Origin of the sequence: Oceanibium sediminis, from assembly GCF_003265325.1 — a bacterium.
Classification (GTDB): Bacteria; Pseudomonadota; Alphaproteobacteria; order Rhodobacterales; family Rhodobacteraceae; genus Halovulum; species Halovulum sediminis.
Window position 1 is genome coordinate 90,601 of sequence record NZ_QGNX01000005.1, and the last position, 21,298, is coordinate 111,898.

Annotated in this window: 23 protein-coding genes and 1 tRNA gene; 15 read left to right on the forward strand and 9 right to left on the reverse strand. The window is 67.7% G+C overall.

What is annotated here, in order from left to right; genetic code table 11:
* The 6 genes from DJ029_RS13750 to DJ029_RS13775 all read left to right on the forward strand — a co-directional run bounded on the left by DJ029_RS13750 (position 1) and on the right by DJ029_RS13775 (position 5,550).
* Positions 1–900 carry a dihydrodipicolinate synthase family protein gene (locus DJ029_RS13750; RefSeq protein ID WP_112323060.1) on the forward strand — a complete coding sequence of 300 codons (900 nt, stop codon included), beginning with the start codon at positions 1–3 and terminating at the stop codon, positions 898–900.
* Positions 897–1,205, forward strand: coding sequence for a (2Fe-2S)-binding protein (locus DJ029_RS13755; protein ID WP_112323061.1), 309 nt, complete (start codon positions 897–899; stop codon positions 1,203–1,205). Before DJ029_RS13750 ends, DJ029_RS13755 begins: the two co-directional genes overlap by 4 nt.
* The gene (locus tag DJ029_RS13760; RefSeq protein ID WP_112323062.1) at positions 1,202–2,629 is read left to right on the forward strand and encodes an FAD-dependent oxidoreductase; all 1,428 of its coding nucleotides are present in this window, start codon (positions 1,202–1,204) and stop codon (positions 2,627–2,629) included. Before DJ029_RS13755 ends, DJ029_RS13760 begins: the two co-directional genes overlap by 4 nt.
* The gene (locus DJ029_RS13765; protein ID WP_112323063.1) at positions 2,626–3,726 is read left to right on the forward strand and encodes an NAD(P)/FAD-dependent oxidoreductase; all 1,101 of its coding nucleotides are present in this window, start codon (positions 2,626–2,628) and stop codon (positions 3,724–3,726) included. The genes DJ029_RS13760 and DJ029_RS13765 overlap by 4 nt, the downstream gene beginning before the upstream one ends.
* Positions 3,723–4,508, forward strand: a complete 786-nt coding sequence (locus tag DJ029_RS13770; protein WP_112323064.1) for an SDR family NAD(P)-dependent oxidoreductase — start codon at positions 3,723–3,725, stop codon at positions 4,506–4,508. Before DJ029_RS13765 ends, DJ029_RS13770 begins: the two co-directional genes overlap by 4 nt.
* Before the next feature lie 196 nt (positions 4,509–4,704).
* Positions 4,705–5,550 (forward strand): BtpA family protein, encoded by an 846-nt coding sequence (locus DJ029_RS13775; protein ID WP_112323065.1) that lies wholly within the window; start codon positions 4,705–4,707, stop codon positions 5,548–5,550.
* 47 nt (positions 5,551–5,597) lie between these two features.
* Here DJ029_RS13775 and DJ029_RS13780 read toward each other — a convergent pair whose 3' ends face one another.
* On the reverse strand, positions 5,598–7,967 hold the full coding sequence (locus tag DJ029_RS13780; RefSeq protein ID WP_112323066.1) for an aldehyde dehydrogenase family protein: 2,370 nt from the start codon (positions 7,965–7,967) through the stop codon (positions 5,598–5,600).
* An 11-nt stretch (positions 7,968–7,978) separates the two neighbouring features.
* Complete coding sequence (deoC, locus tag DJ029_RS13785) at positions 7,979–8,971, reverse strand: deoxyribose-phosphate aldolase (protein ID WP_370445242.1); 993 nt, start codon at positions 8,969–8,971, stop codon at positions 7,979–7,981.
* A gap of 506 nt (positions 8,972–9,477) precedes the next feature.
* Between deoC and DJ029_RS13790 the strand changes: the two genes are divergently transcribed.
* Positions 9,478–10,071, forward strand: coding sequence for an outer membrane protein (locus tag DJ029_RS13790; RefSeq protein ID WP_112323067.1), 594 nt, complete (start codon positions 9,478–9,480; stop codon positions 10,069–10,071).
* Between the two features lie 25 nt (positions 10,072–10,096).
* On the opposite strand, the gene DJ029_RS13795 is transcribed toward DJ029_RS13790, so the two are convergent.
* From DJ029_RS13795 to DJ029_RS21955, 3 genes are read right to left on the reverse strand one after another with little or no spacing between them, the layout of a single operon-like run.
* A complete protein-coding gene (locus DJ029_RS13795; protein WP_112323068.1) occupies positions 10,097–10,918 on the reverse strand; it encodes an isocitrate lyase/PEP mutase family protein in 822 nt (273 codons plus the stop codon).
* Positions 10,915–11,040 carry a hypothetical protein gene (locus tag DJ029_RS13800; protein WP_370445243.1) on the reverse strand — a complete coding sequence of 42 codons (126 nt, stop codon included), beginning with the start codon at positions 11,038–11,040 and terminating at the stop codon, positions 10,915–10,917. The genes DJ029_RS13795 and DJ029_RS13800 overlap by 4 nt, the downstream gene beginning before the upstream one ends.
* The gene (locus DJ029_RS21955; protein WP_198671165.1) at positions 11,037–11,210 is read right to left on the reverse strand and encodes an MmcQ/YjbR family DNA-binding protein; all 174 of its coding nucleotides are present in this window, start codon (positions 11,208–11,210) and stop codon (positions 11,037–11,039) included. Before DJ029_RS21955 ends, DJ029_RS13800 begins: the two co-directional genes overlap by 4 nt.
* A gap of 205 nt (positions 11,211–11,415) precedes the next feature.
* Here DJ029_RS21955 and cysS point away from each other — a divergent pair, with 205 nt between their 5' ends.
* The 3 genes from cysS (at position 11,416) to DJ029_RS13820 (ending at position 15,524) form a co-directional block, all read left to right on the forward strand.
* Positions 11,416–12,819, forward strand: coding sequence for a cysteine--tRNA ligase (gene cysS / locus DJ029_RS13810; RefSeq protein ID WP_112323070.1), 1,404 nt, complete (start codon positions 11,416–11,418; stop codon positions 12,817–12,819).
* 262 nt (positions 12,820–13,081) lie between these two features.
* Complete coding sequence (gene cimA / locus DJ029_RS13815; protein WP_112323071.1) at positions 13,082–14,704, forward strand: citramalate synthase; 1,623 nt, start codon at positions 13,082–13,084, stop codon at positions 14,702–14,704.
* Between the two features lie 31 nt (positions 14,705–14,735).
* A complete protein-coding gene (locus DJ029_RS13820; protein ID WP_112323072.1) occupies positions 14,736–15,524 on the forward strand; it encodes a squalene/phytoene synthase family protein in 789 nt (262 codons plus the stop codon).
* Positions 15,525–15,614: 90 nt separating this feature from the next.
* Here DJ029_RS13820 and DJ029_RS13825 read toward each other — a convergent pair whose 3' ends face one another.
* The gene (locus tag DJ029_RS13825) at positions 15,615–16,826 is read right to left on the reverse strand and encodes an MFS transporter (RefSeq protein WP_112323073.1); all 1,212 of its coding nucleotides are present in this window, start codon (positions 16,824–16,826) and stop codon (positions 15,615–15,617) included.
* Positions 16,827–16,883: 57 nt separating this feature from the next.
* On the opposite strand from DJ029_RS13825, the gene DJ029_RS13830 reads away from it, so the two are divergent.
* Together DJ029_RS13830 and DJ029_RS13835 are read left to right on the forward strand one after the other, a co-directional pair.
* Positions 16,884–17,516 carry a DNA-3-methyladenine glycosylase family protein gene (locus tag DJ029_RS13830; protein WP_112323074.1) on the forward strand — a complete coding sequence of 211 codons (633 nt, stop codon included), beginning with the start codon at positions 16,884–16,886 and terminating at the stop codon, positions 17,514–17,516.
* Positions 17,513–18,181, forward strand: a complete 669-nt coding sequence (locus DJ029_RS13835) for an alpha/beta hydrolase (protein WP_112323075.1) — start codon at positions 17,513–17,515, stop codon at positions 18,179–18,181. Before DJ029_RS13830 ends, DJ029_RS13835 begins: the two co-directional genes overlap by 4 nt.
* On the opposite strand, the gene DJ029_RS13840 is transcribed toward DJ029_RS13835, so the two are convergent.
* Positions 18,172–18,585: a VOC family protein gene (locus DJ029_RS13840; RefSeq protein ID WP_112323076.1), complete on the reverse strand. Its 414-nt coding sequence runs from the start codon at positions 18,583–18,585 to the stop codon at positions 18,172–18,174. The genes DJ029_RS13835 and DJ029_RS13840 overlap by 10 nt on opposite strands.
* Before the next feature lie 229 nt (positions 18,586–18,814).
* On the opposite strand from DJ029_RS13840, the gene DJ029_RS13845 reads away from it, so the two are divergent.
* Together DJ029_RS13845 and DJ029_RS13850 are read left to right on the forward strand one after the other, a co-directional pair.
* Positions 18,815–19,399 carry an HNH endonuclease gene (locus tag DJ029_RS13845; protein WP_112323077.1) on the forward strand — a complete coding sequence of 195 codons (585 nt, stop codon included), beginning with the start codon at positions 18,815–18,817 and terminating at the stop codon, positions 19,397–19,399.
* A gap of 11 nt (positions 19,400–19,410) precedes the next feature.
* Positions 19,411–19,743 carry a DoxX family protein gene (locus DJ029_RS13850; RefSeq protein WP_112323078.1) on the forward strand — a complete coding sequence of 111 codons (333 nt, stop codon included), beginning with the start codon at positions 19,411–19,413 and terminating at the stop codon, positions 19,741–19,743.
* A 188-nt stretch (positions 19,744–19,931) separates the two neighbouring features.
* On the opposite strand, the gene DJ029_RS13855 is transcribed toward DJ029_RS13850, so the two are convergent.
* The gene (locus tag DJ029_RS13855) at positions 19,932–20,402 is read right to left on the reverse strand and encodes a disulfide bond formation protein B (protein ID WP_112323079.1); all 471 of its coding nucleotides are present in this window, start codon (positions 20,400–20,402) and stop codon (positions 19,932–19,934) included.
* The gene (locus DJ029_RS13860) at positions 20,399–20,977 is read right to left on the reverse strand and encodes a YqaA family protein (protein ID WP_112323080.1); all 579 of its coding nucleotides are present in this window, start codon (positions 20,975–20,977) and stop codon (positions 20,399–20,401) included. Before DJ029_RS13860 ends, DJ029_RS13855 begins: the two co-directional genes overlap by 4 nt.
* Before the next feature lie 109 nt (positions 20,978–21,086).
* On the opposite strand from DJ029_RS13860, the gene DJ029_RS13865 reads away from it, so the two are divergent.
* Positions 21,087–21,170: transfer RNA gene (locus tag DJ029_RS13865), tRNA-Leu, on the forward strand.
* The last annotated feature ends 128 nt before the right edge of the window (positions 21,171–21,298 follow it).

Below are 21,298 nucleotides of genomic sequence, written 5' to 3' on the forward strand. Positions count from 1 at the left end.
ATGAAGAAAGAGGATCTGCACGGCTTCGTGCCCGCGATCGTAACCCCCTTCAGCGAGACGGGCGAGATCATGGAGGACGCTTTCACCGAGATCGCCCGCTTCCTGGTTGCGCGCGGGGCCACGGCGATATGCGTTGCCGGTGACAACGGCGAAAGCTGGGCTCTGTCAGCGCAGGAACGCGGGCGGCTGGTGCGCGTGTTGAAGGATGAACTGAAGGGCGAGGCGAAGGTGATCCTCGGGATCTCGGCCCCGACGATCGATGCGGCGCTGGCCTATGTCTGCGCGGGCGAGGAGAACGGCGCCGATGCGTTTCTGAGCATGCCCCAGACCTATGTGCTGAAGGCGACGGACGCGGAGCTGGCCCGCCGTTTCGATGCCATCTCGGCAAATACGCGGCTACCGCTGATCCTGTATAACTCGCCGCGCCGCATGGGCTATTCACTGTCCGTCGACCAGGTGGAACTGCTACTCGACCATCACAACGTGATCGGGATCAAGGAATCCCATCGGGATTTCTTCCATCACACGCACCTACTGCACCGCCTGTCGGGCAGACTGTCCGTGATGACGGGCCCCTGCCACTACATCCTGCCGGCTTTCGGTCTGGGCGCGCGCGGGTTCATCGCGACCGGGCCGGAATTCATCAACACGCTGCCGGCCGAACTCGCGCAGATCGGAACAGGTGCCCCCGGGGCGGCCTACCGCAAGGTCCATCACGAGTTGACCGTGATCTACGAGACGCTGATGGCCACGGGCACGTGGCCGTCCGCCTTCAAGGCGGCGCTGGCCCTGAAGGGGCTGCCCGCCGGGGCGCCGCGCGACCCGGTATTGCCCGCGACTCCGGCGGATATCGCCAGGATCAGGCAGGCGTTCGATGTGTTGGGGATCGAACACAGGTGATACGGCTCATTCCCGATCAGTCCCGGCGGATCCGCCGCACTGCTGAGGTCACCTTCTGGTTCGACGATGCTCAGATCCCGGCCCACGAAGGTGAGCCGGTCGCAACGGCGTTGCTGCGCGCGGGGCAACTGCGTTTGCGTGATGCCCCCACCGTGGCCGAGGGTGCGTCAGCCGCGCGGGGGCTGTTCTGCTGCATGGGCGCTTGTCAGGAATGCGCGGTCGAGGTGGACGGCGCGGTGGTTGAGGCGTGCCGCCTCGAAGCGGTCGAGGGGCTGAGGGTCCGCTCGCTCGGGCGGGGCGCATGACCGGGGATCTGGACACCGATGTCGCGGTGCTCGGCGCTGGTCCGGCGGGGGGGAATGCCGCTCTCGGGGCTGCCCGTGCGGGGCTGAGGGTCGCCCTGGTCGATGAGCAGCAGGATGCGGGCGGCCAGGTCTGGCGGGCGAAAGGCAAGGCGATACGCGCGGCGCCCGAAACCCCGGAATCCCGCGCGGGATCGCAGCTGCGCGCGCTGATCGCCGCATCGGCGGTGGATCACCTCGCGGACACCCGCCTCTGGCAGATCGAGCGCCACGGCCCCGCGTGGCGACTTGGCCTTTTGCAGGGCGGCGAGCCCGTGCAACTGACAGCCCGCGCGCTGGTCGTCGCATCCGGGGCGCGCGAGTTCGTCCAGCCGGTCCCGGGGTGGACGACACCCGGCGTCCTCGGCCTTGCGGGGGCCACGGCGTTGCTGAAGCGGGACATGGTGGTGCCCGGCGCGGCGACGATCGTCGCCGGGACCGGCCCGCTAGTGTTCTTCACCGCCGCCGAGATCCGACGGCTCGGGGGGCATGTCCAGGCGATCGTGACGCCCAATACCCGGGCCGACTGGATGCGAGCCCTTCCAGCGATGCTGGTGCGCCCGGACCTGCTGGCTCGCGGGGCGCGGTGGATGGCCGACCTTGCGCTTTCGGGCGTGCCGATCCACTGGGGCCACGCGCTGAGCCGCGTCATCGGTGAAGACAGGGTCGTCGGGGCAGAGGTGCACCCCCTCGACAGCGATTGGCGCCCCGCCGGGCCGGTGCGGGAAATCGCTGCCGACAGCCTGTGCCTCGGGAACGGGCTGGTCCCCTCCATCGAGGCGGCGCAGCTTGCTGGCTGCCCAATCCGACATGACCCCGCCCTTGGTGGCTGGGTGCCGGACGCGGACGATGAAGGGAAAACGCCGGTCGACGGGCTTTTCGTCTGCGGCGATGGCGCGGGTATCCGCGGCGCGGCTGCCGCGGCGTACCAGGGCAGCCTGGCCGGGCAGGGGGTGGCGCGTTTCCTAGGCGCGCAGGTCCCTGGCATTGGCCCGCGCCACCTGCGCCGGTACCGGCGCGCGGCGGCCTTCGGGCGCGCGATGACGGCGCTGAGCGCGCCGCGACCGGGGCTGTCCTCGCTGATCGATGACGCCACCGTCCTCTGCCGGTGCGAAGGGGTGACAAGCGGAGCGCTGCGGCAGGCCATCGCCGCCGGGGCGACAAGCGCCAATGCCACGAAATCTGGCCTGAGGTGTGGGATGGGCCCCTGTGGCGGCGCCTATTGTCAGACCGCAGTCACCCGCCAGATCGCCGTCAGTACCGGCCGGAGCGAGGGCGAGGTCCCCCCGCCCACGGCGCGCCCGCCGCTCAGGCCGGTTCCCCTTGGCGGCCTTGCCGGGGACATCGCCTACGAGGACCTGCCCATTCCAAAACCGGCCCCGCTGTGAGCGCGCCCTTTGACATCGCCATCGTCGGCGGCGGCATCATGGGCTGCGCGACGGCTCTGCGGCTGGCGGATGGTGGCATGACGGCCGTGATCCTCGACCAGGGGGATCTCGGGCAGGGGGCCTCGGGCGTGAACGCGGGAACGCTAAGCCTGCAGATCAAGCGGGTCGCCCTGATGCCCTACGCGCTGCGCGGTCACCGGGAATGGCAGGCGATGGGCGATGCGGTCGGCTTCCACAGGACCGGGGGCTACACGCTGGCCTTCACCGCGGATGAGGCTGCGTTGCTGCAAGAGCGCCAGGCCCTGAAGGCAGCGGCCGGTGCGCCGATCAGCTTCGTGTCGCCAAACGAACTGTTTACCCATGAGCCCCATCTTGCCCGCAAGGTGGCCGCGGCGAGCTTTTGCGCCGAGGACGGCTATGCCAACGCCTCGCTTACCGGCGCGTACTACCGCGCCCGGCTCAGCGCGGCAGGCGTGCCCTACCGGGAGCGGCAGGAAGTCCGCGACATATCGCGAACGCAGGGAACTTACGACCTTGTCACGCCCGGCGGGACGATCCGGGCGCGGCGTATCCTGCTGGCCGCCGGCGCCTGGCTGAGGCCCCTTGCCTCGCATCTGGGCGTCGATCTGCCGGTGCGCGCACGGGTCAACACGGTTTCGGTCACCGAACGCCAGCCGCCGTTGCTGGGCAGCGTCATCGGCCATGCGACCGGATTGCTGACCATGAAGCAGAAGCCGAACGGAACGCTCCTGATCGGCGGCGGCTGGCAGGGGGCAGGGCAGCCACAGGACGGGCGGGGGCAAGTGCGCATGGACACCCTGCGCCCCAACCTCGCCCTTGCGCAGCACGTGGTGCCCGCGTTGGCAAAGGCGCGCATCCTTCGCTCCTGGACGGGGTTCGAGGCGAATGTGCCCGATTTCTATCCGCTGGCCGGTTCGCTGCCGGGGCTGGAGGACGCATTCGTCCTTGGCTGTGTCCGGGGCGGCTATACCATCGGACCCTACATCGGAAAGCTGATGGGCGACCTCATTCTTGGCCGGGAGCTTGAGTTGCCGCTGTTCGATCCCGGACGTGACTTTGAAAGGACTGACCCATGACATCGCAGTATTCCGACAGAAGCCGCCTTGACGGCAAGCTCGCGGTCATAACCGGCGGGGGCAGCGGGATCGGCGCGGCGACAGCGCGCGTCTTCGCGCAGGCCGGGGCGACCGTGGTCGTCATGGGCCGGCGGCAGGAGCCCCTTCGCGCCGTCGCGGAGGCGACTGGCGGCCATGCGATTCCATGCGACGTCAGTGACCAGGCGCAAGTCCGCGCCGCCTTTGCCGAGGCGTTGAGCCTCACGGGGCGTATCGACGTGCTGGTGAACAACGCCGGTGGGCCAGGGCCGATCGCGCCGGTGGATGAAGTGGACATGTCCGAATGGGTCGCCTGCATGGGCGTGAACCTGGTCGGCGCGATGTACTGCCTGCAAGAAGCGGCGAAGATCATGCGGGTGCAGCGCGCCGGTTCCATCATCAACATGTCCTCGCTCATGGGGATCCAGGGCTATCCGATGCGCTCGGCCTACGTGGCCTCCAAGTTCGCGCTGATCGGGATTACCGAGACGATGGCGCGTGAGTTGGGGCCGGACAACGTACGGGTCAACGCGCTGATGCCCGGCGCTGTCTCGGGCGAGAACATGGACCGCATCCTTGAGCGCCGCGCCAAGGCCGAGGACCGCCCGGTTGAGCAGATCGTGGCCGAGAACTATACCGATGTCGCCGCGCTGAAGCGTTGGGTCGCCCCTGAGGAGGTCGCCCGCGCCGCGCTCTACTACGCCTCGGACATGTCTTCCGCCGTGACCGGGGACAAGATGAAGGTGGACTGCGGCCGGTTCTGAGCCGGTCGTGCCGGGGCGGTGCGATGGGCATTGCCGTGTTCCGCTCCGGACTGCTAGGCATGGTGTTCCGCCCCGCGTATCCACCCGGATTGTCATTGGAATCGTTGCCTCCAGCGCCGTCTGACTGAACATCCGCAGCCTTGCCGCCAATTTCGGGTTCGGTGGCCAGGCACCCAAAAACCTACCGGAAGGGACCATGACGCAGATATCAGGCACAACCCCGAACGCGATCGAGCAGATCTTCGCCCGCAAGAAGGCGCTGATCGGTATGATCCACTGCCCGCCCTTGCCCGGCGCGCCGCGGTATCGCGGGGCGTCCCGGCAGGAGATACTGTCCTTCTGCCTGCGCGATGCGGAGCGGCTGATCGCGGGCGGCATGCACGGGCTGCTGGTGGAAAACCACGGCGACATCCCCTTTTCCAAGCCCGAGGATATCGGGCCTGAAACGGCGGCGTTCATGGCCGTCGTCGCCGACCGGATCGCGCAGGAATTCGATGTGCCGCTTGGGATCAACGTGCTCGCCAACGCGCCGATCCCGGCCTTCGCGGTTGCCTCCGCCTCGGGGGCGGCGTTCATCCGGGTGAACCAATGGGCCAACGCCTATGTCGCGAACGAGGGCTTCATGGAGGGGCGCGCCGCCGAGGCGCTGCGCTACCGCTCGCGCCTGCGGGCCGAGGGGATCAAGGTTTTCGCCGACAGCCATGTGAAGCACGGCAGCCACGCCATCGTCGCCGATCGCAGCGTGACCGAGCTGACCCGTGACCTGGCCTTTTTCGATGCCGACGCGGTGATCGCGACGGGTCAGCGCACCGGCGACAGCGCCGCCCTGGAAGAAATCGAGACGGTCCGCGACGCCACCCACCTGCCGGTTCTGGTGGGTTCGGGCGTTACGCCAGACAACGTGGTGCCGATCCTGGAGCGCGTCGATGCGGTGATCGTCGCCTCGGCGCTGAAAGAGGGGGGCGTGTGGTGGAACCCGGTCGATGCAGCGCGCGTCGCGACATTCGTCGAGGCCGCGCGCCCGGCGCTGGGGCCTGCCTAGGGCGCGTCCCGGCGGGTCGTGTTTGCGCCGGGACGTGGTGCTGACGGCTACTCGCCGTAGGGCAGCCAGATGGTCTTGATCTGCGTCGCCTTCTCAAGGAACACCCGGCCCCTGCCTTCCTCCGAGTCCCAGCGGCGGGCGTTGCCCGGCTCGGTCCAGGTCTGTTTCAGGTTGCCCGCCGACAGCGCCTCGACCCGGGCGATCCCGGCGCGGCTGCCGAAATACCACAGCCCGTCGACCCCGTCATGGGAGGCGAGCGTTTCCGCCAGCGCATCCCGCTCCCCCGTCACCAGGCTGATCGCCCCGCGCGGCAGGTCGGAGGTGTCGAAGACCTGGTAGAGATCGGTCGCCGCAAGCGGCGCGGTCTGCGACGGAACCACAACCACCCGGTTGCCCGTGGCCAGCGCCGGCAGCGCGAGAGAGACAAGCCCCAGCAGCGGATGCGCCGTGGGGCAGACTGCGCCCATCACGCCGAGCGGCTCGTTCAGGGCCACGGTCATGTGGCGCGACAGGGTCTGGTGGACCGAGCCGTCGAACTTGTCCGCCTGGGCCGCGTACCAGAAACAGCGCTCGACCGAGAGGTCGACCTCGCGCGTCGCGCGCGCAGCGCTTGCGCCGCAGGACTTCAGGCGTTCCGCGAATTCCGCCGCGCGAGCGGACAGGTTCTCGGCCAGGTAATACAGCACCTGCGCGCGGGCGTGCCCGGTCATGCCGGACCAGGCGCCTTGCGTTGCCGCCACCTCTACCGCGTTGCGAATGTCCTTTCGGTTGCCCGCCCCAGCCAGTCCGACGCTGACCGCCTTGCGGCCAAAGACCGGATAGGAATAGCCGCTGTCCGGGCGCGCCTGCTTGCCGCCGATGTAGAGCTTCGCGGTGCGGTCGATCCCCGAGCCGGTGCCGGGGGTGCCCGGCGCGGCGTCGAGATCGCCGGGAACGTCATCCTCGCCCCGGTCCGCATCGACGGCCCCGGCGCCGGTCAGGTAGGCGCGCATCCCCGCGCGCCCGCCTTCGCGCCCGAAGCCGCTTTCGCGGTAGCCCCCGAAGCCTGCCGCCGCGTCGAAGACATTGGTGCAGTTGATCCAGACCACGCCCGCCTTGATCCGGGACGCGGCCTCCATCGCCTGGTTGACGTTCTCGGACCAGACCGAGGCGGACAGCCCGTAGCGCGTGTTGTTGGCCAGCGCGACCGCGTCGTCGGGCGTGCGGAAGGAGGTCAGCGTCGCCACGGGGCCGAAAATCTCCTCCTGCGCGAGGATCGAGGCGGGCTCGACCCCGGTGGCGATGGTGGGCGGGTAAAAGCACCCCTCGGGCGCGGTGACCTGGTGCAGCGAGGCCCCGGCGGCGACGCCCTGCTCGACCAACTCGCGAATGCGCGCGAGTTGCACGGGGTGGACGATCGCGCCGACATCGGTCGACTTGTCCAGCGGCGGCCCCACGCGCAGGGTTTCCATGCGGCGCTTGAGCAGCGTGGTGAAGGCCGCCTCCACGCTTTCGGCGACCAGGATGCGCGCCCCGGCGCAGCAGACCTGGCCCTGGTTGAACCAGATCGCGTCCACCACCCCTTCCACGGCGGCGTCGAGGTCGGCGTCATGGAACACGACGAAGGGCGATTTGCCGCCCAGCTCCAGCGTCAGCGCCTTGCCGGTGCCGGCGGTCTCGCGGCGGATCAGCCGCCCCACCTCGGTCGAGCCGGTGAAGGCGATCTTGTCGATGCCCGGGTGGGCGACGATCTCGGCCCCGGTGGCGCCGTCGCCGGTGACGATGTTGACGACGCCTTTCGGCAGACCGACCTCGACGCAGATCCCGGCGAAGGCCAGCGCGCTCAGCGGTGTGTACTCGGCGGGTTTCAGCACCACCGTGTTGCCCGCCGCGAGGGCAGGCGCAACCTTCCAGGCCAGCATCAGCAGCGGGAAGTTCCAGGGGATGATCTGGCCGCAGACACCCACGGGACGCGCGCCGGGGAATTCATCGTCGCGCAGCTCGGCCCAGCCTGCGTGGTGGTAGAAATGCCGCGCCGCCAGCGGGATGTCGATGTCGCGGGTCTCGCGAATGGGTTTGCCGTTGTCCAGCGCTTCGAGCACGGCGAGGAAGCGGGCGTGCTGCTGCAACCGCCGCGCGATGGCGTAAAGGAAGCGCGCGCGATCATGGGGCGAAAGCCCCGCCCAGCCGGGCTGCGCCGCCCGGGCGGCGGCGACGGCGGCGTCGACGTCCCCGGCAGTGCCCTGGGTGACCTTGGCCAGCCTGTCGCCCGTGGCCGGGTCCATCACGTCGAACCCCTTGCCGGGGTCGGTGAACGCGCCGGCGATGAAATGCCCGAAGTCGTCTTTGCGGGATGCCAGCCAGGCATCCACGATATCGCGCGCCTCTGGGGCGGGGCCGTAATCGAGCGTGGTCATGATGTCTGAGATCTCGGTCATAGGGGCGCTCCTCAGGCGATGGCGTGGCGGTGCGAAGCCGCGTAGCGGCCGGTGACATGATGTTCGAGCTGACGCTCGATATCGGCGAGCATGGAGGACGCGCCGAGCCGGAAGAGCGATGGCTCAAGCCAGTCCCGGCCCAGTTCCTCGCGCATCAGGATCTGCCAGGACAGGGCGTCCTTGGCGGTTTTCATCCCCCCCGCGGGCTTGAAGCCGACCTGCACGCCGTTCACCATGTTGTAGTCCCGGATCGCCCGCACCATCACCAGCCCCACGGGCAGGATCGCGTTCACCCCTTCCTTGCCGGTGGAGGTCTTGATGAAATCCGCGCCCGCCTGCATCGCGACCATGGACGCGGCATAGACGTTGCGGAAGGTGCTCAGGTCCCCGGTGGCAAGGATCGCCTTCAAATGCGCGGCACCGCAAGCCTCGCGCATCTTGCTCACCTCGTCGTAAAGGGCGGACCAGTCGCGTGTCAGGACATGCTCGCGGGTGATGACGATATCGATCTCATCCGCGCCTTGATCGACGGCGTAGCGGATTTCGTCCAGCCGCGTGCGCAGCGGCGTCAGCCCCGCCGGAAAACCGGTCGCGACCGAGGCGACCGGAATGCCGCTGCCCTGAAGTGCCTTGACGGCGGTGCCGACAAGGGTGGGATAGACGCAGACGGCCCCCGTCGTCAGCGGCGCCGTGAGCCCCAGCGCCTGCTGCAATTCCGCGGACAGCGGCTGGCGCGCCTTCGCGCAGAGCCGCCGCACGCGCCCTTCGGTATCGTCGCCTGCGAGGGTCGTCAGGTCGATGCAGCGGATCGCGTTGCAGAGCCAGGCCGCCTGGTGCGCCTTCTTCAGCGAGCGGCGGCTGATCATCGTGGCCGCGCGGCGTTCCGCGGCGGGACGGTTGACGGGGTGCGCTTCGAACATCGCCAGGTCGAGCGGCATTCCGGGATTGCGGGAATTGTGCCCCGCCGCGGTATCGGACGGTGCGATGTCCTGCTTCTGGGTCATCCCTGTCTCCGTGTGGAAGTTGCGGCCTCGACGAAACATCGGGCCCGGTCCAGCTCGACAGGGTAAGTCCGATGGTCGCCAAACGTCTGGCCGGTCTTGGCGATAGCCCCGCCAGAACCCGGCAAGAGTTCGTATTCATTCTGCACACTCACGGGGCTGGCGGCAATGACCGGAGGGGGCGGGCGCGGCGATTCAGATGCGCTGTCTGCGCCCCCTCCGAAAGCCTGCGCGGCGGCGGGTGCCGGGCGGCATCAGCCCGGACTGCATTTCGCCAAGGGGCACTCTATTTGCCACGATGCCTATACTATGCCCCCGGAATAAGCGCGGTCTGGCACCAATGAGCGGCATCATGCCGGCAATTCAGGCCCGAAAACGGCGATTTCGGCCAGTTCCCGCCGACAAGGTGAGAATGCCGACACAGGACCGTGATCGCGCCTTGCGGCTGGTTGGAACCATCAGTTGAGTGCCTACGTTAGGTTCACCTAATGGAAAGAAATGAGGGTATCATGCGTAACACGCTTACAATCGCCGCCGTTGCCGCGGCGCTCTCCGCCCCCGCTTTCGCGGGAAACTTTGAACCTGCACCGGCTGAGCCGGTCGTCATGGCGCCTGTGCCCGTGGCCGTTGATCCCGGCACCGACTGGACCGGCGCCTACGGCGGTGCGCAGCTCGGCTATGGCTTCGGGGACGCCAGCGGCACCGACTTCGACGGTGTGCTCGGCGGTCTTTACGGCGGGTATAACTACGACTTCGGTCGTTTCGTACTGGGCGCTGAAGTGGACGCCAACCTGGCGGATCTTCAGATCGACGGGACGTCGGACACCATCGACAGCATCAGCCGGCTGAAGCTGCGTGCCGGCGTCGACGCAGGCCGCGCGCTGTTCTACGCCTCCGGCGGCGGCGCTTACGCCACGGCCGACCTGGGCGGCACCTCGTACAGCGATTTCGGCTGGACGGCCGGCGCGGGCGTGGACGTCCTTGTCACCGACCGGATCACCGCTGGTGTCGAGTACCTGTATCACGAGTTCAACGACTTCGATAATACGGGCGCCGACATTTCCGCCAACACGATCGCGGCCCGTGTCGGGTACCGGTTCTAAGGAAACGGGATCCGGGCCGGGGCAGTCAGCCCCGGCCCGCACCTTTCAACAACAGCGCGTCCAGTCCCTGGGCGCGCTTCATCTTGCTGAAGTCGCCGTGATCGAGCATCGCCCCGGCGGCCTCGACCAGCGCGTGGGCGGCGGTATGCGCCAGCATCGACCCGACCGAGATCCGCGCCACGCCCGCCTCGGCGAACGCCTGGCGCGACACGTCCAGGAACCGGCCCGCCGCTAGGGCGTTGACCGGCACCGGCACGGCGGCGCAGATCCGGGCGAGATCCTCCATCGATGGCGGTAGCGGGACGTAGACGCAGTCCGCGCCCGCGTCGGCATAGGCCGTGACGCGCGCCAGCGCCTCCTTCATGTCGTAGCTTTCATTCAGCACCCCGTCGGCGCGGGCGACAAGCACGAAGTCGCGGGACAGGGACCGGGCCGCCGCCGCCGCCGCGCGGATCCGCTCGACCGCCAGGTCCCGGGGATAGGCGCCGCTGCCGGGCAGGGCGGTATCCTCGATCGAGCACCCGGCCAGCCCCGCCTCCGCCGCGAGCCTTATGGTCTCGGCCACCGTTTCCGGCGCGTCGCCATAGCCGTTCTCCAAATCCCCTGAAACCGGCAGGTCGGTCGCGGCGACAAGGCTTTGGGCATGGTCCATCGCCTCGTCCCGGCTGACATGGCCCATGTCCGGGCGCCCCAGCGTGAAGGCGTGACCCGCCGAGGTGGTGCCGATCGCCTGCGCCCCGAGCGCGGCGAGAACACGGGCCGATCCCGCGTCCCAGGCATTCGCCAGGATGAAGGGATCGCCCGGGCTATGCAGGGCGCGAAACGCGGGACCGGGATCATGGGTCATGGCAACTCCTCGGCAAAGGTCAGGATGTCTTCCATGGCCTGGCGCAGCACCGCGGCGGGCCGGGTCAGGGCGACGCGGATATGCCCCGCCGCCGCCGCGCCGAAGCTTTCGCCCGGCATCACGGCGATGTCCCTCGCGGCCAGCAGCGCCTCGGCGAGATGCGGTCGCGCCCCGCCGCCTCGATGGCGAAGACCTTGCCCGCAACCTTGTAGACATGCGCGTCCCCCCACTGGCGGACGACATGCGCGGCGGGGTGGCCAAGGGCGTGGGCGTGGATCTGCGCGAAGGTCATGGACGGAACGTGCCCCGGCCCGGGCGCTATTACAACTTGCTTTCGCGCGCGCCTTGGCGCATGTTCCGCGCCATGACGAACCGTGCCATCTGCATCGAGATCTGCATTATCCGCTGACCCCAGTCCGCGGCGCTTTCGTCTTTTCCTCCTGAACCAAGACTGCTAGGGCGCCCGGGCCAGACCCGTAGGAAGGACCCGTAGTCCTATGACGACCATACGCCTCAGAAACTCCGCCAGCCGCAAGGTCGAGGATTTCACGCCCGCCGACCCGGCCCGGATCGGCATGTATGTCTGCGGTCCCACGGTCTATGACCGCGCGCACCTCGGCAACGCGCGGCCCGCGGTGGTGGCGGACGTGCTGTTCCGCCTGCTGCGCCACGAATACGGGGCGGAGCATGTGAAATACGTGCGCAACATCACCGACATCGACGACAAGATTAACGCCCGCGCGGCAGAGACGGGGCGCGATATCCGCGCCATCACGGATGAAACGGCGCAGTGGTACAAGGACGACATGGCCGCGCTCGGCAACCTCGCCCCCAGCGAGGAGCCGCGCGCAACCGACTACGTTGGCCAGATGATCGCCATGATCGAGGAGCTGATCGCCAAGGGCGTCGCCTATGCCGCCGAAGGCCACGTGCTGTTCGAGGTGGCGAAATACCCCGATTACGGCCAGCTTTCGGGCCGCAGCCTGGACGACATGATCGCCGGCGCGCGGGTGGAAGTCGCGCCCTACAAGCGCGATCCGATGGACTTCGTGCTGTGGAAACCCTCGGACGCGGACACCCCCGGCTGGGACAGCCCCTGGGGCCGCGGGCGGCCCGGCTGGCACATCGAATGCTCGGCCATGGCGCGCGACCTTCTGGGCGACAGTTTTGACATCCACATGGGGGGCATGGACCTGCAGTTCCCCCACCATGAGAACGAGATCGCCCAAAGCAAATGCGCCTGCGGCCCGGACAGCTTCGCGCGGGTCTGGATCCACAACGAGATGCTTCAGGTCGAAGGGCGGAAGATGTCCAAGAGCTTGGGCAACTTCTTCACCGTGCGCGACCTGCTGGACCAGGGCATCCCGGGCGAGGTGATCCGCTACGTCTTCCTGATGACGCATTATTCCAAGCCGATGGACTGGACGGCGGAGAAGGCGAATGGAGCATTTGAGCAGATAAAGTGGTTGGACAAGATAATCCGAGACCATCCGCCTACTGACCCGCCTGAATGGTTTGTCCAAGTTCTCGCTGACGATTTAAATACAGGAGGTGCGATAGGAGCACTTCAAGACGTCGCTGATGAAGGTGATCCGGGGGCCTTGGCTGCCGCTGCAAATCTTCTCGGTCTTCGCGAGGTCGGGTCTCGTATTCTCTTCAAAGAAGAGAAGTTTGATGCAGTTTTTGTCTTGGGAACTGACCGAACAATGGAACACGGTGCTGTTGCACGTGCAGTCGGCGACAAATGGCAGGCGCTAAGGAAGGCAAGAAATTTTGAAGCGGCGGATAGCTTGCGGGCAAGTGCCAAGGAAGCAGGAGTTGAACTCCGGGCAGTTCCATCAGGAGCGGTTGTAGAGCTGTCGATGGTGGTTGACGGTACCAAGCTCGAGGCCCTCAAATGACACGCGCCGCCCCTAATCACCGTCCCGCCCGGCGGCACCGCCGGGCAGCCCCCGACCGCCCCCTCGGGCGGGGGCTTCACCCCCACCCGCGGCCGGGGGCTGCCCTCCACACTTATCCGGAGGCGCTGCAAGAGGCGCTAGCGCTTACTACCCCTCCTTGCGCTCGTAAACGCGACCTCCGCCATCCCACCCCCGACTGGTGGTCCGACCGAATTAGCAGGGCGTCCGCCCGTACCCCTGCCAATTCCGAAGGACAACTGCCATGACCAAAGAACGCCTTTACCTCTACGACACCACCCTGCGCGACGGGCAGCAGACGCAGGGCGTCGACTTCTCTCTCGAGGACAAGCAGCGCATCGCCCGCGCGCTCGACAAGCTGGGCCTTGACTATATCGAGGGCGGCTGGCCCGGTGCGAACCCCACCGACAGCGACTTCTTCGCGCAAGCCCCTGAAACGAAAGCCACCTTCACCGCTTTCGGCATGACCAAGCGCACCGGACGCTCGGCCGGGAATGACGACGTGCTGGCGGCGGTGATGAACGCGCAAACGCCTGCCGTCTGCCTCGTGGGCAAGACGCACGACTACCACGTGGAAACCGCGCTCGGCATCACGCTGGACGAGAACATCGAAAACATCGAAGCCTCCGTCCGCCATATCGTCGCCGAAGGGCGCGAGGCGCTGTTCGACGCCGAACACTTCTTCGACGGGTTCAAGGCCAACCCCGACTACGCGCTGAAGGCCGCGAAGGCCGCCTATGACGCCGGCGCGCGCTGGGTCGTGCTGTGCGACACCAACGGTGGCGCGCTGCCCCATGACGTGCGCAAGGCCACACGCGCCGCGATCGAGGCGGGCATCCCCGGCGATCACATCGGCATCCATACGCATAACGACACGGAAAACGCCGTCGCGAACTCGCTGGTCGCCGTCGCCGCCGGGGCGCGGCAGGTGCAGGGCACGCTCAACGGCCTGGGTGAGCGCTGCGGCAATGCCAACCTCGTCTCGCTGATCCCGACGCTGATGCTGAAGGAACCCTACGCCAGCCAGTTCGAGATCGGCGTCAGCGCGGAGGGGCTGAAAAGCCTGACCCGCGTCTCGCGCCTGCTGGACGATATCCTGAACCGCGTGCCGAACGCCCATGCGCCTTACGTCGGCGCGTCGGCCTTTACGCACAAGGCGGGGCTGCATGCCTCGGCCATCGCGAAGGATCCGGGCACCTACGAGCATATCCCCCCCGAAACCGTCGGCAACTCGCGCTTCATCCCGATGTCGAACCAGGCCGGGCAGTCGAACCTGCGCGAAAGCCTTGTCGCCGCCGGGTTGGATGTGGAGAAGGGCGACCCCCGCCTTGGCCGCATCCTCGACGATATCAAGATGCGCGAGGACCAAGGCTACGCCTATGACATGGCCGCCGCCAGTTTCGAGCTGGTCGCGCGCCGCCACCTCGGGCTGTTGCCGCGCTTCTTCGACGTGGAGCGTTACCGCGTCACGGTGGACCGGCGCTACAACGCGAAGAACGAGATGATCACCGTCTCGGAAGCGGTCGTCGTGGTGCGCATCGATGGCGAGCGGCTGCTGTCGGTCTCGGAATCGGTGGATGCGGCGGGGAACGACCAGGGCCCGGTTAACGCGCTGTCCCGCGCGCTGGCCAAGGACCTCGGGCCGTACCAGGCGATCATCGATGACATGAAGCTGGTGGACTTCCGCGTACGCATCACCAACGGCGGGACCGAGGCCGTGACCCGCGTCGTCATCGACAGCGAGGACGGGCAGGGGCGGCGCTGGTCCACCGTTGGCGTCTCGGCGAATATCGTGGATGCGTCCTTCCAGGCACTGAGCGACGCGGTGACCTGGAAGCTGATCCGCGACGGCGCATCCCCGCAATGACGGGCGGTGCGCGTACCGGGGTGGGCCGGGCATGAGCATCGATCTTTGCGCCGCGCAAGTGCTGCGCGCCGATCCCGACAGGTTCCGCGCCGCCATGGCCGCGCCATTGCCGGGGCGGGGCGCGTTGCTGGTGCTCGGCGCGTTCAACCTGGAAGTGGCGCGCGCGCCCTGGGTCACGCAGGAACCGCTGATCGCCCAGATGCGCCTGCAATGGTGGCGCGACGCGGTGGAGGAGATCTACACCGGCAAGCCCCCGCGCGCCCATGAGGTGGTCACGCCGTTGGCTGAGGTGATCCAAAGCCACGATCTGCCCCGCGCGCTTTTCGAGCGGATCATTGATGCGCGTGTCGGTGACATCGCCCGCGAAGCGCCCGCCTCGCGTGAGGCGGTGTGGCGGTATCTCGAACAGACCGGCGGCGCGCTGACCACGCTCGGGGCAGGGGTGCTTGGCGCGTCGGAGGCGGAGGCCGCGACGCTCGGCGCGCTTGGCACGGTGCAGGCCGCCGCGCGCCTGGTCGAGGCGCTGCCCGCACTTCAGGCCGCCGGGGCGAAACCCTTGCCGGAGTCGGACGCGCCCGAAGACCAGGTCAGCCAACTGGCGCTTGAGGCGCAGGACCGGCTTGCCGATCTGCGTACCGGGGCGCATTGGCCCGTCCGCAAGGCGCTACGCCCCGCGTTGCTTGCGGGAAGCGAGGCGGAGGCGATCCTTACCGCGGCACGCAATGCCCCCGCCGCGGCGCTTGCCGGGGACGGGGCCGTACGCTCGGAATTCCGCAAGCGCTTCACCCGCCTGCGGTTGGCCGCGACGGGCCGGTTCTAAGCCCTCAAGCCTGTCAGAGAAAACCAGTCATTGATGGCGGAACGGCCCGCCGAGAAAACGCCCGCCCACGAGTGGGCGGGCTGCCCCCGATCAGGCCCGCTGTTCCTTGCCGCTGAAGGCGAACCAGATCAGCGTGCTGCCCGCCAACAACAAGAGCGGCAGCATCGCGATGTTCACGGCCGTCCAGCCTTCCACCGGTGAGCCGCCCGAGCAGTTCATCAGGAAGCCCGAGCTCAGCGACGCCACGGACACCATGCCGAAGACGGCGAAGTCGTTCATGCCCTGCACGCGGCCCCGCTCCTCGGGGGTGTGGGCGTTGGAGAGCATGGTCGTGGCGCCAATGAAGCCGAAGTTCCAGCCCAGGCCCAGCAGGATCAGCGTGACGTAGAAGTTCCACAGCTCGACCCCGTTGATCGCCACCAGCCCGCCGATGGCCAGCAGGACCAGCCCCGTCGCGATGATCGGCTTCGAGCCGAAGCGCGCGATCAGGTTGCCGGTGAAGAAGGACGGCGCGAACATCGCCAGCACATGGGCCGACACGATATCCGCCGCATGGGCCGTGGTGAAGCCGCAGCCCACAACGGCCAGCGGGGTGGAGGTCATGACAAGGTTCATCAGCGCGTACGAGACCATGGCGCAGATCATCGCGACCAGGATCTTGGGGTCCCGCAACAGCTCGCCCCGGGTGCGGCCCGGCGCGGCCCCGTCCTCGGGGGCGGGGGGCTTGGGGATCTTCAGCGCAAAGAAGATGCCCGCGCCGACGATGTTCAGCGCGATGATGATCATGTAGCCGCCCGCGAAGGGCACCGGGTCCGTCAGCCCGTCGGTCAGCTTGACCAGCTGCGGCCCGAAGACGGCCGACAGCAGCCCGCCCGCCATCACCCAGGAAATCGCCTTGGGCCGGAATTCGGGGCTGGCGGTATCGGCGGCGGCAAAGCGGTAGAACCCCTGCGCCGCCATGTAGACCCCGGTCCCGGCAGAGCCGAGCAGGAAGATCGCGAATGAGCCCAGGTACAGCCCCGCCACGCTCAGAATACCGCCGATGGTCCCGCCAAGCGCGCCGATCAGGAAGCCCGTGCGCCGCCCGTGGGACTGCATCACGTTGGACAGCCAGGGGGCGGTCAGCATCGTGGTCAGGACGATCACCGAAATCGGCAGCGTTGCAAGGCACTTGTCCGGGCTCAGAACCTGGCCCGACAGGCCGCCCAGAACGAAGCTGATCGGCATCTGCGCGCCAAGGATCGCCTGGGCGCAGACAAGGACCAGCACGTTGCGCCGGGCAATATTATCTGTTGTCGACATGGGTTTGAATTGCCACCGGCACCGCCTAAAGTCCAGCACAAGGATTTGGGGGGCGACTTGACCAAAGGGAAGCTGCAAACTGAGGAGGACGTGGCGCGCGGCGTGGCCTGGCTCAGCGCGCAGGATCCGGCCCTTGCCGCCGCCGCGAAGGTGACCGGCCCCGTGGCGCTGCGCCGGCGCGAGGCGGGTTTCGGCGCGCTTTTGTCGGCCATCGTGGGGCAGCAGGTTTCCGTCGCCTCGGCCTCGGCGATCTGGGGGCGGCTCGAAGCGGCGGACCTGGTCCAGGAACACAAGGTCGCCGCCGCGACCGAGCAGGACCTGCGCGCCTGCGGCCTGTCACGCCAGAAGATCCGCTACGCGCTGGCCCTGTCCCAAAGCGGCATCCCCTTCGAGGCGCTCCACGACATGGAGGAGGGCGAGGTCATCGCGACCCTGACGGAGGTGCCGGGCATCGGGCGCTGGACGGCGGAAATCTACGCGATGTTCGCCCTTGGCCGCCCCGACGTCTTCGCCGCCGGGGACCTCGCGCTTCAGGAAGCGGTGCGCCTGTCCCACGACCTGCCCGAGCGGCCCCGCGAAAAGGACCTGCGCGCCATGGCCGAAGCCTGGAGCCCCTGGCGCACGGTTGCCGCCACGCTGCTTTGGCAATACTACGCCTGCGTGAAATCGCGCGAAGGAATACGCTCATGACCACGCTGACCGGCCCCAGCCGCCCCGCCCAATCGGGCAAGGCCACGTCCAACATCGTCTTTCTGCACGGCTATGGTGCCGACGGAAACGACCTGATCGGCCTGGCCGAACCGCTGGCCCCGCATCTGCCGAATGCCGCCTTCTTCGCCCCCAACGCGCCCGCGCGGTGCGGTCTGAACCCGATGGGCTACCAGTGGTTCCCGATCCCGCACATGGACGGCTCCTCCCAGGAACAAGCGGTACAGGGCATGATCGCCTCTGCGCAAAGCCTGAACGACTGGCTGGACGCGCTGGCAACCGATACCGACCTTGGCGCGGAGCGCACGGTGCTGGTCGGCTTTTCCCAGGGCACGATGATGAGCCTGCACGTCGCCCCCCGCCGCCCTGAGCCCGTCGCGGCGATCGTCGGTTTTTCGGGCCGCTTGATGATGCCCGGCCAACTGGCGGCGGAAGCCATCAGCAAGCCGCCCGTCCTGTTGATCCACGGTGACCAGGATGAAGTGGTGCCCCACGCCTCCATGGGCGAAGCGGCGGCGGCGCTGAGCGGGGCGGGGTTTGACGTCTCCACCCACACCAGCCCGGGCACCGCCCATGGAATCGCCCCCGACGGGCTGGGCCTTGCGCTCAGCTTCATACGCGCGGCCTTGGGCGAAGATCAGGGCTGAGCGCCCCAAAGGTGGGGCTCGGCGAACTCCACGGAGTTGCCCGCAGGGTCCCGCAGGTAAAAAGACCGTGCGCCGGTGGGCCAGGTGATTTCCGCCTCGATGGGGATGCCGTGGCCTTCCAGGTGCCGCTTCCAGGCACTGAACTCCGGCTCGGCGGCGGCGAAACACATATGGCCGGGCCCTTTTGCGCCATGGGTCGGAACCTCGTCCACCGCCTCGGCCGTGGCGGTGGGATCGAACACCAGCAGCATGGCGCGGCCAACCCGGAAAAACACGTGTCGTCCGGGCTTTCTGAGCACAACTTCAAGTCCCAGGACGCCGGCATAGAACGCCTCCGCCGCCGCAAGATCCCCCGCGTAGAGCGAGGTTTCGAGGATCGTCAGGGCGGTCGGGTCGGGTCTCATTACCAACTTCCGTCTTGTCCAACGCCCAAAGCGGCGTAAATTCAACCTTAGCAGCCCGTCACAAAACTGACAGGCGATTGCGCTAGCCTTCCGCTCAAATCTTGGGCCACCCGCATGATGTTGAGTGTTGCGCGGAGAAAAACCCGAGATATAGTTTGAGTCATCAGGGACGGGCGCGTCCCGTCCGCGAAAGCCTTGAGGGCCGGGCAGGACAGGGGTACGAGTCACTATGCAGACCGCGACGCAACCGAGCTTCATACGTCAGCCACCCGGCAGCCGGGACCATCCCGCGCTGGTGCTGAACGCGGATTATCGCCCGCTCAGCTACCTGCCGCTCTCGCTCTGGCCCTGGCAAGAGGCGGTGAAGGCGGCCTTCCTCGACCGGGTCATCGTGATCTCGGAGTACGAGGAGGTGGTGCGCTCCCCCTCGATGGAGATCCGCATCCCCTCGGTCGTCGTGCTGCGCGACTACGTGCGCCCGGCGCGCACCGCCGCCTTTACCCGCTTCAACCTGTTCCTGCGTGATGAATTCAGCTGCCAGTACTGCGGCTCGAAGGGAGAGATGACCTTCGACCACGTGATCCCGCGCGCCAGCGGCGGGCGCACCACATGGCAGAACGTCGTCGCCGCCTGCGGGCCGTGCAACCTGCGCAAGGGCTCCAAGACGCTGAAACAGGCCAATATGCACCTGCGCAAACCGCCGCGCGAGCCGGAGTCGATGGAGCTGCAGAACATCGGGCGCAAGTTCCCGCCCAACCACCTGCACGAAAGCTGGATGGACTACCTCTACTGGGACGCGGAGCTGGACGCCTGACCTGGGAAGTTTTGCTCGGGCGGTACCTGCTGGCGGCGCTGTTCCTGGCCGGAACGGTGCAAAAGGCGCTGGACCCCGCGCCGGTGATGTCCCTGCTTCAGGGCATGGGGCTGCCCGGTGTGCTGGTCTGGCCCGCGCTTCTGTTCAATGTCGCGATTGCCGTTTCGCTGATCTCGGGGCGCTACCTGCGCCCGGCGGCCCTGCTGGCGGCGGCGTACTGCGCCGGGACCAGCCTGTTTCACCTGGTGCCGGACGATCCCTGGCAGATGTCGATCTTCGTCAAGAACTGGGCGATCGCAGGCGGGCTGTTGGTGCTGGCCGCGCATAGTCGCCAAAGCGCCTGACCCGCGCGGAGCCAAGGGGCGTCAGCCCCGCCGCGCATCGCCGGCGCGCCCCCACGCGGCGGCGATTTGGTGAGGCTTGGTGCGGACGGCGATGTCTTTCGGGGTGGCCTGGATAAAGCGCGCTAACCCTGCGCCGCATCGCCTCCGCGCGCGCCAGCGATGCGCGGCTCAGCGCCCGGCGGGCGGCCTCAGCCCTGCTGCGCGCGCCGCCAGCAGCCGATCCACAATAGAACCAGAAGGGCCGAGGCGATGGCGTTCCATCCCGCCATGGAAATCCCCATCAGCGACCACGCGATATCGTCGCAGCGCACCACCGGGGCGGCCATGATCTGGTTCAGCGCCTCGGCTGGGCTCAGCCCCACGGTGCTGCCCGATGTGCAGGTGTTGGGGCCTTCCCACCAGAACTGCTCGACCCCGACGTGGTAGATGCCGATGCCCATGGTCGTCGCCGCCGCCAGCGCGCCAAGCAGCGCAAGGGCGGGCAGGGGGACGAGCAGCAACAGCACCCCGATCCCGATGGCGACCATGTGCGGATAGCGCTGCCAGTAGCACAGCTTGCAGGGCGGCAACTCTCCGATGTGTTGAAACGCCAGTGCGCCGCCAAGCAGCGCGGCGGATCCAAGGGCGGCGGCGAAGCCGCGCAGGCGCCAGTTGCTCATAGATACCTCACAGCCAGAAAACCCGCGATCAGCAGGCCGAATATCGCGATGGTCACCAGTCCGAAACGCTTTTCCACGAAGTCGCGGATGGGCGGGCCGAATTTCCACAGCAGCCCGGTGAGCACGAAAAAGATGATCCCCCGCGCGATGACCGAAGCCGTCATGAAGGTTGTGAAATCCAGCCCCGTCGCGCCTGAGGTGATGGTGATCACCTTGTAGGGAAACGGCGTGATCCCCGCGAACAGCACCGCCCAGGCGCCGAACTCGTTGAAGCGGGCCTGGAACTCGGCGAACTTCTCGGCCTTGCCGTAGAATTCCAGCACCGGCATGCCGATCGTCTCAAGCCCCGCCGCGCCGATCCAATAGCCAAGCGCGCCCCCCGCGACCGAGGCGGAGGTGCACACCAGCGCGATCACCCAGGCCCGCTGCGGCGCGGCCAGCACCATGGGGATCATCATCACGTGGGGCGGGATCGGAAAGACCGAGCTTTCGATGAAGGCCACCGCCGCCAGCGCCCAAAGCGCATGGGGCGTGTCGGCCAGGGCCAGCGTCTTGTCATAGAGGCGTCGCAGCATGGGGGGTCCTGAATGGGTCCCATGTCCTCTCCCACGCTGCCCGCAGCCCGTCAAGCGTGCCGCGGGCCATTGACGCGCCGAAGCAGTGCGGCTAATCCGGTCCGGCAAGGCCCGAGTGGCGGAATGGTAGACGCAGGGGATTCAAAATCCCCCGCCGCAAGGCGTGCCGGTTCGAGTCCGGCCTCGGGTACCAGCCTTGTTTTCAATGGGTTGCCCGATATGGGGAGTCCAAGTCGGGGCTGTCTGGCGCGGGCTTTCCCACGCCGTTTCCCATGCTCACGATTTTGTTCAGGTCTTAGCGCCGCGCGTTCTGTGCGTCCA